Below are 356 nucleotides of genomic sequence, written 5' to 3' on the forward strand. Positions count from 1 at the left end.
GGGCGGATACATGCCGGACCGGAGAGATCACCGCAGTGGCCCGGCACATCGTTACCGGGAGCGGCAAGGGCCACCTGCGGACCGTACGTCGAGTAGGGCACCCACTCCCCATCGCTACCCACAGCGGCAACTCCTACCACCCCTGCGTGCGAGGCAGGATAGCCAGCTGAGTTGCTGGTATCCCCCTCATTTCCCGTTGCCGCGAAGAGCAGGACATCGTTCCTGGCGGCAGTGGCACGAGCCTCAGCCATCGCCGCTTCAACAACGCCACTATCCGTGCCGCCGAAGGACATGTTGATGATTTCGGCACCCTCATCAACAGCATATTCAATAGCCTCTGACCACCGCTCTGCCTG

1 protein-coding gene is annotated in these 356 nt (G+C 62.4%); it reads right to left on the bottom strand.

Annotated elements, in window-relative coordinates:
- Positions 1 to 356 (bottom strand): S8 family serine peptidase (locus ACWF62_RS20575; protein ID WP_452631277.1); only part of this gene is annotated, 356 nt, incomplete at both ends.

The organism is Rhodococcus sp. NPDC054953 (genome assembly GCF_053609225.1).